A 13,036-nucleotide genomic window follows, 5' to 3' on the forward strand; every position below is an offset into this window, starting at 1 on the left:
TTCTCTCTTTAAAGTGAGCTATTGTGCGATTGACACTATCAATGCTTGTGTATTCACCTTCAATCACTTGTTTTTACGTAAAAAAGCAGATAGATTTTAAATCTATTGTCAATAATTGGGTGGATGCAATGAGAAAGCCTACTTTTTATTCTTTCTTACTCTGTATTATTCTGCTAGCTGGATGCTCATCGAGTCCCTCTAAGCGTTTCCCACCCGCGCCCCCGTTAAAAACGCAACTTTCTGATCCTATTATGGTCATTGTGCAATTAAAATCTCAGCTAGAGCAATGGTATGGTACGCCTTATCGCTATGGTGGCATGAGCCCATCCGGTATTGATTGCTCAGGGTTTGTGTATAGGACTTATAGTGATCGTTTTGATATACAACTGCCAAGAATGACTATCGACCAAACTAAATATGGTACACAAATTAGTAAAAGTGATTTGATGCCTGGTGATTTAGTATTTTTCAAAACCGGAGGAGGGGATAACGGGCTTCATGTTGGTATTTATGATACTGACAATACCTTTATTCATGCTTCTACCAGTAAAGGCGTTATTCGTTCATCATTAGATAATGCGTATTGGAAAAAAACTTTCTGGCAGGCTCGTCGATTGTAATTTTGTGCCATTGAAGGCGCTAACCTATTGAGTGTTATGCTATCTTATAGCTAACTTTTTTCATATAGGGATATCTTATGTCAGGCAAATTGCGTCTACTTCTTTCTGAGTCTTATGATCCATGGTTTAACCTCGCGGTTGAAGAGTGCATTTTTAAACAGATGCCAGCTGATCAACGAGTCCTTTTTTTATGGCGTAATGATAATACTGTGGTAATTGGTCGAGCACAAAACCCATGGAAAGAGTGTAATACCCGAAAAATGGAAGAAGATGGTGTGAAATTGGCGCGTCGCTCAAGTGGTGGCGGTGCAGTATTTCATGATCTAGGTAATACCTGTTTTACTTTTATGGCAGGCAAACCCGAATATAATAAAACCATTTCGACGCAAATTATTTTAGATGGGTTATCGAAAGCCGACATACAAGCAACGGCATCAGGACGAAATGATTTAGTCGTACCATTGGCTGATGGTGAAAGAAAAATTTCTGGCTCAGCCTATAAAGAGACAAAAGATCGTGGTTTTCATCATGGTACTTTATTAATTAATGCTGATTTATCTCGTTTAGCTAACTATTTAAACCCAGATCCAAAAAAACTACAGGCGAAAGGGATCACTTCGGTGCGCTCTCGTGTCACTAATTTAGTGGAATTAAAACCCGATATAACTCATGAAAAGTTATGCCAAGCGATTACTGACAGTTTTTTTGACTATTATGGTGAGCGTGTTGAAGCTGAAATTATTTCACCACAAAAATTACCTGATTTACCGGGTTTTGCAGAAACATTTGCAAAACAAAGTAGTTGGGAGTGGAATTTTGGTCAAGCGCCTGCGTTTTCACATCTATTAGATAATCGCTTTAAATGGGGTGGTGTTGAGCTGCACTTTGATATTGAACGCGGTACGATTATTAGAAGCCAAATTTATACCGACAGTTTAGATCCCGCACCATTAGAAAAGTTATCGCAGATGTTAGTTGGACAGCGTTATGCTTCTGGATCGATGAAAAGACTATTAGCACAATTAATAGAGCAGTCCCCAAATAACCAATCAGAGCTTGAAGAGCTGCAACAGTGGCTTGTTCATGCGCTTTCTTAATTGATTATTATCTATTTAAGAAAACGACTGACAATAAAATGGTTTGATATAATAAACAAAGCGGGAAAACATGATGTTTTCCCGCTTTGTTTTGTCAGTCAATACTTCTGGCTATATTAGCTATTTTCACATGACATAAAACGACGTGTATCTGGTAACTCACCATGTTCTCTAAATTTAGCTGGTGTAGTGTTGAAGTGTTTTTTAAAGATACGAGTAAATGTTGCTTGGGAACTAAAGCCATACATCAAAGCAATATCTAAAATGGACATGTCTTTTTCTTGTAAAGACTTTGCTGCTTCCAATAAGCGACGTTTACGTACATATTCGCCTAATGTGCAACCTTTAAAATCTTTAAAAATACGTTGCAAATGCCACTTCGAGTAGCCACTTTTATTTGCAATCGTATCAATCTTTATACCCTCATTACGTTGTAACTGAGTTTCTAACCATTTCAGAATATCATTAACGACATTTTCAGCCATAAAAACCTCCCACAATAGGTGGGGACATAGTGCCCAATTAAATAGAATAGTAACGTATGTTATTTGTAATCTATTTTAAGCATAGAGGAAATAATAGGTAGGCAAAAAGTGCTTTTTATGATTGATAATCATTATCAAAGCAATAGGAGTAAGTAATAAACAATGATTGATAGATAGTCTATCAAAAAGAAAGTGATAAGTTTTATAAAATTGGCGCATTTTATTTTATTGAATTTACTCTATTATTTAGCAATCGCTAAAATTTGTTATAGATGTTGTTTTGCAGACTGTTATATTTTTTGATAAAAAATCAATTAAATCATTGATGAAGATGTATTTCAAATCCAATTTTATTGGTTGAAATCGTTTTTTTAATGATTAATATTTCTAATTAAAATAAGTATTGGTACTTGGTTGTTTAAAGTGCTTTTATCAATATATAAAGGCTAACATAAATCTGTCAAAATACGGTTATTGCATAGGGGGAATTGTAGGCAGGAGCAGAAGATAAAAGCAGATATACTAAATAAGCTCACTCGCAGACAACGGGAGACACTCTGCGAGTGAGACGAAAGATTTTTTATAATAAAAAATGCTCTCTTACAATTTCACGACCAATTTCAATTGATGCTGTTGCGGCAGGAGAAGGGGCATTACATACATGTAATGAACGTTTGCCTTTAACAAAGTGAAAATCATCAACTAATTTTCCTTCGCGAGTTAAAGCTTGGGCGCGTACACCTGCCGGACCTGGGTGAATATCTGCTTCACGTAGAGCAGGAATAAGCTTTTGTGCATTTTGGGCAAACAGCTTACGTGAATAGGAACGACGTAATTCGGCCATCCCTTCACCTAAATAATTTCCGGCTATTTTCCAAAATCCTTTATAGGTTAGTACTTCAGTGAGATCTTTTAAGTCAATATCACTTTTCTTGTAGCCTTCACGTTTAAAGGCTAATACGGCATTAGGGCCTACGTCACGATGCCCGTTATACATACGTGTAAAATGGACACCTAAAAATGGGAAATCAGGATTCGGCACGGGATAAATAAGATGATTAACTAAATAATTTTTATTTGAGTTGAGCATAAAATATTCGCCACGAAAGGGAACTATCTTCATGCCGGTATCGTAGCCCGCCATTTTTGCTACCCGATCACTAAATAATCCAGCACAATTAATCAGCCACTTTGCGGTAAATTGTGTTGTGGACGTGGTGACTGTTACCGTTTCGTCTGTTTCATTAATCGCATTTACTGCTTGGTTAAAGGCAAATACTCCACCTCGAGCTTGAATGATTTCAACGTGTTTGGCGGCAATTTCCGGATAATTGACAATACCGGCATCAGGAACAAGCAAAGCAGCAATACCATTAACATAAGGCTCCCTGGCTTTTAGCTCGCTCTCGGTCATTTTAATCACTTCAAGGCCATTTTGTATTCCACGTTGATAGATATTTTCTAATGCTGGTAGCTCTTTTTCATCAGTTGCCACAATCACTTTGCCACAACGATCGTAATAGAGATGATGCTGTTTACAAAAATTGTAAGTCGTGATGTTACCTTGCTTAGCGAGTCTTGCCTTTAGGCTTCCTGGTGTATAGTAAATCCCCGAATGAACAACATTGCTGTTATGGCCACTTTGATGAACGGCGGGGCCAGACTCCTTATCAATCACCAGTACTTTAAGCTCAGGTTGGCTTTCTTGTAATGCACTGGCAACCCCTAATCCTACTAATCCTGCACCGATGATAATTACGTCATAAGTCATAATACTACCCATATAATCCAGTATAAGAGTTAATTTTTTTCTTGTTGTAAACGCTTTAACTTTCCACGTACATTGGCTAAATGAAGACGCATTTTGTGGCTAGTTTCATCACTATCTTGTTGTCTTATTGCTTCAACAATAGCTTCATGCTCTGCAATAACACGCTCAGTTTCGGCAATACGTCCTTTATTTTGACTTAAGGAATACATCAATACGCCAAGATAAAGCTCATGTAAGTTATCGAGGATGCGCACGAAAAAAGGATTATGTGAAGCAACCATAATGGCACGATGAAATTGATAGTCTTCTTGATGACCAATGTTGTTGTTTTTCTGCGTGGCTAAGATAAAGGCCTGATGTGCTTGCTCTATCGTCAGCAATTCTTCTGGTGTTCGGCGTAAAGCGGCAATGGCTGCCGCTTCATGTTCAATGACCTCACGCATTTCAAGCAGTGATTCAATTTCTTGAGGACAAGCAATTTCCATCACAATAGGTTCGTATTTACTCAAGATAGAGTGGTCAATAACGCGTCTACCGCCTCCTTGGCGTGACGTAATAATGCCACTCGCTTCTAATACCCCTAATGCTTCTCTGATGGGAACTCTGCTAACGCCAAAGGCGTCAGCGAGTACATTTTCAGACGGTAGCTTTTCACCAATAGGATAGGTCCCGTCATAAATATTTTGCTTAATTTGATCAAGAATTTGTTGCGACGCTTTTTGGCGTGAGATCTTTTTTATCATCTAGTTTTCTCCAGATACTTGCCCTACATTGACCAACTGTTTTTTAGAGCGCAACAGATGGAAAGCGCCAGTAAGTAAGATCAACGCCATACCTAATAAATCGGTATATAGTCCGGGCTTAATCATTAAAATAGCGGCCGCTGCAAAGGCGATACGTTCAAACCATGTTGTTTTGATTATCCAAAAATTCGCAGTGGCAATACTTAGTGCATAAATTCCCACTAATGCACTAATGACCATTAACCCGATAGAGATAACACTTAAATTATCACCTTGCATCAGTAATGCAGGGTTATAAACCAAAATAAAAGGAATAATAAAACCAGGGAGTGCTAAACGTACCGCATCCCATGAAGTTTGCATCGGATCGGCTCTCGCAATACTTGCTGCCGTATAGCTTGCTAGGGCGACCGGAGGAGTAATATTGGATAACGCGCCAAACCAGAATACAAAGAAATGAGCCGCTAAAGGCATCACACCGGCTTTAATTAAAATAGGTGACACTGTAACGGCAACCACGATATATAGAGCAGTTGATGGTAAGCCCATACTTAATACAATACAGACTAACATCACAACCAGTAAGATCATCCATAATGTATTGTCAGTCATAGAGACAATATTAAATGCTAAGGTCGCACCGATACCGGTCATGGTAACAACACAAATAATCACACCAATGGCAGCACAAGCGATAGTCACTTGTACCGAGCCACGAGCCGCTTCTGCTAAAGCATCAGCCACTTTAGTTAATGTCATTCGTACCGTTTTATCAGGTGTTAGCCAGCTGGCAACAATAATGGTTAAGATACCAAGAAAACCCGCATAAATAGGAGTTTTACCCATTAATAACGTGCCAATTACAATAATTAAAGGTAATAGTAATAAACCGCGTGCTTTTAATACCGCTTTAACTTGTGGAATATTCTCTTTGCTAAGTCCTTTTAAACCTTGTTTTTTCGCTTCAATATCAATTGCCATGATCAAGGCCGCGTAATAGAGCAACGCAGGAATAATCGCGGCAATAACAATCGTGGTATAAGAAATTCCCAAAAAGCCCGCCATAATAAAAGCAGCCGCACCCATAATCGGTGGCATGATCATTCCACCCGTAGATGCAGTAGCTTCAACGGCACCCGCAAAACGTGATGTTAAGCCAATATTTTTCATTAATGGAATGGTAAAGGTTCCCGTAGTGGCTACGTTGGCGACCGCGCTACCACTTAATGAACCTGTTAATGCTGATGAAATGACGGCAACTTGAGCAGGTCCCCCACGGCGACGTCCGGCCATAGCTAGCGCTAAATCATTAAATAGTGCTGTGGCACCACTAACACTTAAAAACGAACCGAATAAAATAAATACCACGATAGCGGTAGAGGCAGTAGAGAGTGTAATACCAAAAATACCTTCACTGGTCATAAATAAACGATATAACAGTCTCTCTACAGAAAATCCTGCATGACCAAAAATACCCATAAAGTATTGGCCAAATAGGGCATAGATAATAGCGAATGTGGCTAGGCTAGGAATAAAATAGCCCGTTGTTCTTCTTGCTGCTTCAAAAAGAACAATAATGCCAAGAATTGCCATCGCATAATCCATTGTGTTGGGAATACTTTTTCTTACCACATGGAGATCAACATAGTTAAAGAAAAAATAGCCATAGCTGATTAATGTTAAAGCGATAAAAAGATAATCCCAGCCATTAAATTTTGCGGTAGAAAATCGTTTAGAGAATGGAAATAAAATAAAACCAAGGATCAAAATACCACTAAGAAAAATAGTATTACGATAAAACTCTTGGGTGTTGGATAAGGCATTAGAGTAAATAGCATACAACGAAATGAATATCGCCAGCGTGGTGGTGATTTTTAAATAGATACCGGTAAGGTGACGAGTGCCTGAGCTAGCTTCTTTATCTAATGCTGGTGGCTCTACCGGAGTTAGGTGGTCATTATTAGTCATAACTCACTCCTGTTATTTATTATTAGTTTGCGTTTGAGCTTCAGGTGGAATTAAATAGTCAGGGATATCTAATCCAATTTCTTTGTAATAACGATAAGCTCCAAGGTGTAATGGCACAGAAACACCTTTTAACGCATTTTCGGTGGTGATGTATTTTGCAGCACTATGTACTTGATGAACTTCTGGTAAGTTTTCAAACATGGTTTTAGTCAATTCATAAACTAACTGGTCATCAATACTTGTGGTTGTCATTAAGATATTAGGTTGTGCAATGGTGTTTACTTTTTCTGCTTGGCGAGGGTAGGTATTTGCTGGTATTTCAAAGCGAAACCAAGAGTTAGCAATATGATTAATATCATCAAGTTGCTTATCAGTCACTTCAAGTAATTTAGCATTAACACCACTGGCATACATATCGGTAACCGCAGAGGCGGGAACACCCGCAGGTAATGCTCCCCCATCAAGGCGTCCATCACGCATTGCTGAAACGGTATCTCCATAACCAAGATATTCAGGAGTGATCTCTTTTTTAGTTAAATTCACACCTTTAAGAATGATAATGGTCGATTGTTCAGTGCCACTGGCTTGTGGCCCGACAGAGAAGCTGGTGGCACGAATATCATCCAATGTTCCTGTTTTTACTTTGTCATTCATTAAGACAAAGTGCTCTACATTTGGCCAAAGCATTGATATAGAACGTAGATTTTTTTCTGGTTTGCCTTCAAAATTACGTACACCTTCGTAAGCTTCCACAGCTAATAGACTTTGTAGAATAGAAAGCTGAGCTTCGTTTTGTTGCATTAAATAGATATTTTCAATTGAGCCAGCAGAGGACTGCCCTGTGACTTGTATTCCTCTATCCTTGAGGTGGGTGCTCCAAACATTGGCTAAACCGACTCCCATCGGGTAATAAGTTCCTCCTGTTGAGGCCGTTGCTACAGAGAGAAATTGCTTATTGGCATTCTCTTTTTTGCCGATCATTGCTAGTGATACAACAGCAATAACAGCAACAATACCGATGGCAAGCTTTGTTTTTCTTATTCTCATGATGTTGTTCCTGTACATAAAAACGCAGGTGAATATTTCACATCAACTTGTATACAACATGACAACTTTTATAGGTAAAGGAAGGTTACGAAATTGTGAACTGGGTTGATTAATTTGATACGTGAATGTAACAAATTGTGATCATGATGGTAATTATGTAAATTATATCCATAATCAAGGGGTTTTTATCAAGAAGACAGAGAAAATATCGATAACTTGGGGTATTTGAAAAATAATTCACTAAAAAATAAATTAATAATAGATTTTCTAAAATAAATAACTATTTACATTAAAGGAATAAATAAGAGCAGAGAGGGGCGAGAAAACAATAATTAACGGGTATGGCTAACAAATAAATATCAAAATTAGTCAATTAAAGATAATAAATAATTAAAAATTATTATTTTATAATGAGATGGAGATTACGCCATTGGCTATTAAAATAAATACTCCTGACCACACTAAGGCTGAAACAGCACTTGTTAGATAAATACCATAAATGGGGAGTTTTAATAAACCTGCGCTAAAAGGCGTAAGGTAGCGAAACACAGCTAAAAAGCGTGAAATAAAAAGAATAAAGAATGCTTTATTTTTTAACAGTTGTTGTATACGTAAGATCTTTGTTTGATAGCGGGTAACCCATTTATTTAAGCGAGGGAAATAATAAATGGAACGTCCTAACTGATAACTCGCTATAGATCCTAATAAGGCACCTAAACTAGTTGCTAACCAAAGTAAAATAGGCGAATGGAAGGGCAAGCAAACCCCAAATATTAAGATCAGCATTAACGATGCGGGAGGTAAAAAGGATGAAATACCAATAGTAGATTTTCCCGCAGTGAGTAGGGTAATAGTAAAAAATAAAGCGATAGGAGAAACATGACTTAATGTGTCAAGCATTGAATGGAGTATCTCCATTTTATTCTCCTTTGATAATATTTTGCCCCTTTAGTATAGAGTGCATCTTTATACCAGACTGTCCGTTAGCCTAGCAAAATTTAATGGTCAGAAAAAGTAAGTCAAGAGCTTGTAAATAAAATGCCCCTCCATTTTAATGACTAATCCGTTAACTGGAGGGGCTTATTACTAAATAATTAAATTATAATTAATGTGCTTCATTAATTTATCGTTATCACGATAATCAACAGGAATGGCTAACACAGCAGGACCATCAACAGCTATCGCTTTACGTAAGGTTTCACGAAGTTGAGATGCGCACTCAACAGAAAATCCTTTAGCACCAAAAGATTCTGCATAGCGTTTAAAATCAATGGGACCAAATTTTACGCCAGAAGGACGGCCATATTTTACTTCTTCTTGCATCTCCACCATATTATAAGCATTATCAACCCAGATAATATGCAATATATTGGTATTAAGACGAACTGCGGTTTCTAGCTCCATTGAAGATTGCATAAATCCCCCATCACCAGAAACAGAGATAATTTTATCGCAAGGACGTACAAAAGAAGCGCCTATTCCCCAAGGTAATGCAACTCCCATGGTTTGTTGGCCATTAGAAATTAGCATTTGTCTCGCTCTAAAACTATAAAGGTAACGTGCAAGCCAAATATGAAAACTCCCCATATCAATACAAAGAGTGACATCGTTATCAATGATATCTTGCATTTCATGTATGATAGTTAAAGGATGAATAGGTGTGCCTTGTCTAAAATAACTATTTTGTTGCAAAATTTCCCTTTGCTGACGTATTTTCTCTAGTATTCCTTGGCTCTGATTAGACAATTGTAATTTTGAATTAGGCTGGTGAGTTAATTGTTGCGTTAACTTATCCAGTGTTAATTTAATATTGCCTGTTAATTCTAAGGCAGGGCAGTAAGCTAAATCGATTTCAGCTTGGATCTCATCAATATGGATAATATTGGCATTATGACTGTTCCATAAGGAAGGTTCATACTCAATCGGGCTATAACCTAAAGTGATAACTAAATCAGCGTGTGCCAGTAATTCATCCCCTGGCTGATTATTAAATAAGCCAATTCGTCCGGCAAAGAGTGGAAAATGGCGATGAGCAATAGCCCCGGCAGATTGATAAGTACCTACAATAGGAACAGGAAAAATATCAAGAAAATTCTGTAAGGCAAGAGCATTTTCCGGATCGCTGGCTTGAAGCCCTATTAATATCACAGGGTTTTTCGCTTGTAATAATAAGCTGATCGCTTCTTGAATTGCACTATCACTCGCGGCACCTAAATTAGGTTTGGATTTAGGTGTTAATAACGGGCTATCTACCTCATTATTGAGTATATCCATTGGAAAGGTTAAAAAAGCCGAGCCGGGACGACCTGACTCCGCATGACGAAAAGCATTGGCTAACGTCTCTGAAATTGATTGTGAAGAATCAACTTCAGCGCAAAACTTAGTGATTGGGTTAAACATTGTTACTGTGTCCATACTTTGATGAACCAGTTTAAGTCTATCCGTAGATTTAACTGAGCCTCCTAAGGCAACTAGAGGATCACCTTCTGATGTAGCTGTCGCAATGCCCGTTGCTAGATTAGAACAACCGGGACCAGAAGTGGCTATCGCCACACCCGCTTTACCGGTTAAACGTCCTACCGCACCCGCCATAAAAGCTGCATTGGCTTCGTGACGCACAACAATAGTTTTAATTGTTGAATCAACCAAAGAATCAAAAACACGGTCAATTTTGGCTCCGGGGATCCCAAAAACTTGTTTAACACCATGTTGTTCTAATTGCTTAACCACCAAGTCAGCACCGCAATTCCAATGATGAGAGTTCATAAAACCTTCTTTAAGTTTGCAAGTGAATGAATAAAAACAGAATGAGCTTTAGGAATGATTACTTTCAGTTTTCGGCTTGTTCTATTGCCTGATGAAGGTCATCGGGCATTAAATTAGCTTCTAAGAATGTTGATTGATGAGGTAAGTCAATAGTAAAACGAGAGATAACACCGATTTGTAGGGTGCCTTTTTTTAATTGATAATCAAGTACATGGCCACCACCTTCACGTTGGTGATTAATATAATGCTCATGAAATCCAGCAACATTAAGGCCTTGAATAAATTGCGGGGAACGAAAGCCGGCAATAATACCCATTTCATCGTGAAAGGTAAAAATAGGCTGATTTTCAATGGCTTCTAGCATGGGCACATAAGGAGGCTCTTGACGTGGCACTGTACGTGTTTTAACTAATTCAAATTCGCCTTCAATTTTGATGGCACAAAATAGATTATCGGAAGGAACATATTGGTTAATAATATTGTGAACCTGTTGTTGGGAGACAGGAGCCGAAAACTGATGTGTAATATCAGGTTTAAAGAATGTCATTACAGCAAAAGGCGAGCCTTGATCTGGACGGGCTTCTCGCGCACTGCCATCTGAACGTAATTGAAAAACGTTACTATCAAAGGCGACCAATTCGCCATCAAGATGATTAAAAGTACCTAAACCAAAATCACCATGCTTTAATAAATCAGCAATAGTAACATCACTATCATAAACACCAGCAATAAGACTACTCATTAAAGAATTTTGGTAGATAGTACATTCTGGATGTTTATTAATATAATGATTTAAAGAAGTTATTATTTCTTGGGTGCAGTTGCAGGAACTATGAGTATTTTTATGGTTATGGGTGATATCACTATTATCTCGCTCGATATGGTTAAAGCTAGTTTTCATAATGAAGCAGATCCTTATTTATTTAGATAGACATTCATCAACTATCAATTTCATTATTAGCCCTATAGGTAAGATTTTCAAATGTTTTAATTGATATCAAAAAAGATGTGATAATCATAGAGAGTGAGATTAAAGCTATTTTATTGTTTTTTATAAATTTAATTTTACGTGTAACTTTATTAAAAAAAAATTAAAAAAATATCAATGTTATTGATGAGGTTGCTTTGTTTGTTTCTATTGGAAACTATAAATTAATGTAATTATTTTGAGCGATTATGAGTAATCACAAGGAAATTAAAGAAGAATTTAAAGAAAATGGATATTAATAGTTTTTTATTTTCATTGTGATTTATTAGAAATATATTTTTAGTTATAAATAATAAAATTAATTTTCTTAAAATTTAAAAAAAGATTAATTTTAATAATTATTATTTAGGAGGAAGTTAGAGTTATCAAGAAGGATAAAAGTGTTACAAAATGTAACTTTTAATTCCAGGTAAACAGAAATGTATCTATATATGTAAGATTGCTGTTGTTATTATGTAAGTTGTTAATTTTCATTTGTCATTATATATCAACAGATTATGTTGATTTTTTTACATTTATGATCGGTATCTCCGATCGATGGTCTGATTATGATAGGTTTTATCTATCACATTTCACTTAATTGATCGATTAAAACGTTTTTACTAAGTCTAATTATGACAATATAGTAATAAAAATTTTAGTTAAGTAGAGGGTAAAGTAAGAAAAAGGAATGCTTTCACAAATGAAAAAAGATGATAATAATAGCGTTAGTATGTCGGATTTTTTTAATAAAAAAACAGGGTTGTTTATAAAGTATAAAAGGAAAGAGTTAGGTTTAACAGGACAGGATTTAGCGATCATATTGAATGTTAGTCAGCAACAAATTTCTCGATATGAAAATGGAACTACAAATATTACTGTTACCTTACTTAATAAAATACTGATGATATTGGACTCATCATGGAGTGAGTTTTTAACATTTAATGAATTAACTGATAGGTATTAATTCTGATTTAATTGTTGTTAATTAATATTTAATATATGGGGAAGTTTAAATGAAAAAATTATTATTACCTTTAGTCATGAGCAGTGCATTATTTAGTGGATATACATTAGCTAATACCGGTGAAGTTCAATTTATTGGTGCGGTTACGTCGGAAACGTGTGATATTGATACAGAAATTGGTGGTTTAGTTAAATCAACAATCGATTTGGGTAAAATGACCACTGCAGATACCAATGGTAAATATGTTGAATTTGAATTAGTCCCTCGTACGGATGAATGCCTGAAAAAAACCAGTGGCCAAGTTGGTTGGCAAAGTGCAGGTTTTACTAATTCAGGTCTTGCTAATATGAAAGGTACTGCCGGTGGTGTATCTATTCAATTAACAGCGATTAATTCAACCACACCTAATCAGGATGTAACTTATAATAACCAAAGTGTTGATTTTGGTAATGGTAATGATCCAATTGGTAATATGAAATTTAAAGCAAGAATGACAGCAACGGCAGGTCAAACTGTTACAGAGGGTACTGTAATTTCAAGCGCAACTTATGCAGTAGCTTATAAATAATGTTTCATTATTTAATTTTATAATGTCTATTATCAAT

The 13,036-nt window shown here is 36.6% G+C and carries 12 protein-coding genes; 4 read left to right on the forward strand and 8 right to left on the reverse strand.

All coding sequences use genetic code 11. The annotated features are described in order from the left end of the window. The first annotated feature begins 128 nt into the window (after nt 1–128). Together AACV00_RS17270 and AACV00_RS17275 are read left to right on the forward strand one after the other, a co-directional pair. Nucleotides 129–620 (forward strand): NlpC/P60 family protein, encoded by a 492-nt coding sequence (locus tag AACV00_RS17270; protein ID WP_017628170.1) that lies wholly within the window; start codon nt 129–131, stop codon nt 618–620. Nucleotides 621–697: 77 nt separating this feature from the next. Beyond that, the gene (locus tag AACV00_RS17275) at nt 698–1,717 is read left to right on the forward strand and encodes a lipoate--protein ligase A (RefSeq protein WP_004251432.1); all 1,020 of its coding nucleotides are present in this window, start codon (nt 698–700) and stop codon (nt 1,715–1,717) included. 116 nt (nt 1,718–1,833) lie between these two features. Here the strand turns inward: AACV00_RS17275 and AACV00_RS17280 are convergent, their stop codons facing one another. The 8 genes from AACV00_RS17280 to budA form a co-directional block, all read right to left on the reverse strand. Beyond that, nucleotides 1,834–2,202 carry a helix-turn-helix domain-containing protein gene (locus AACV00_RS17280; RefSeq protein WP_004242629.1) on the reverse strand — a complete coding sequence of 123 codons (369 nt, stop codon included), beginning with the start codon at nt 2,200–2,202 and terminating at the stop codon, nt 1,834–1,836. A gap of 580 nt (nt 2,203–2,782) precedes the next feature. Next, the gene (lhgO, locus tag AACV00_RS17285) at nt 2,783–3,985 is read right to left on the reverse strand and encodes an L-2-hydroxyglutarate oxidase (RefSeq protein ID WP_004242630.1); all 1,203 of its coding nucleotides are present in this window, start codon (nt 3,983–3,985) and stop codon (nt 2,783–2,785) included. Between the two features lie 17 nt (nt 3,986–4,002). After that, a complete protein-coding gene (locus AACV00_RS17290) occupies nt 4,003–4,716 on the reverse strand; it encodes a FadR/GntR family transcriptional regulator (RefSeq protein ID WP_004242631.1) in 714 nt (237 codons plus the stop codon). Beyond that, nucleotides 4,717–6,684, reverse strand: a complete 1,968-nt coding sequence (locus tag AACV00_RS17295; RefSeq protein WP_004242632.1) for a TRAP transporter permease — start codon at nt 6,682–6,684, stop codon at nt 4,717–4,719. Between the two features lie 12 nt (nt 6,685–6,696). Further along, the gene (locus AACV00_RS17300) at nt 6,697–7,731 is read right to left on the reverse strand and encodes a TAXI family TRAP transporter solute-binding subunit (protein WP_004242633.1); all 1,035 of its coding nucleotides are present in this window, start codon (nt 7,729–7,731) and stop codon (nt 6,697–6,699) included. A 405-nt stretch (nt 7,732–8,136) separates the two neighbouring features. Further along, the gene (locus AACV00_RS17305) at nt 8,137–8,649 is read right to left on the reverse strand and encodes a DedA family protein (protein WP_004242635.1); all 513 of its coding nucleotides are present in this window, start codon (nt 8,647–8,649) and stop codon (nt 8,137–8,139) included. Nucleotides 8,650–8,817: 168 nt separating this feature from the next. Then, nucleotides 8,818–10,497 (reverse strand): acetolactate synthase AlsS, encoded by a 1,680-nt coding sequence (alsS, locus tag AACV00_RS17310; protein WP_012367840.1) that lies wholly within the window; start codon nt 10,495–10,497, stop codon nt 8,818–8,820. Nucleotides 10,498–10,561: 64 nt separating this feature from the next. Further along, the gene (budA, locus tag AACV00_RS17315) at nt 10,562–11,398 is read right to left on the reverse strand and encodes an acetolactate decarboxylase (protein ID WP_036908053.1); all 837 of its coding nucleotides are present in this window, start codon (nt 11,396–11,398) and stop codon (nt 10,562–10,564) included. A gap of 769 nt (nt 11,399–12,167) precedes the next feature. On the opposite strand from budA, the gene AACV00_RS17320 reads away from it, so the two are divergent. Next, nucleotides 12,168–12,431 (forward strand): helix-turn-helix domain-containing protein, encoded by a 264-nt coding sequence (locus AACV00_RS17320; protein ID WP_004247955.1) that lies wholly within the window; start codon nt 12,168–12,170, stop codon nt 12,429–12,431. Nucleotides 12,432–12,480: 49 nt separating this feature from the next. Then, entirely contained in the window at nt 12,481–12,999 is a 519-nt protein-coding gene (locus AACV00_RS17325) for a fimbrial protein (protein WP_004247956.1), read from the forward strand. The last annotated feature ends 37 nt before the right edge of the window (nt 13,000–13,036 follow it).

This window comes from Proteus sp. G3927 (assembly GCF_963894685.1).
GTDB classification, from domain to species: domain Bacteria; phylum Pseudomonadota; class Gammaproteobacteria; order Enterobacterales; family Enterobacteriaceae; genus Proteus; species Proteus mirabilis.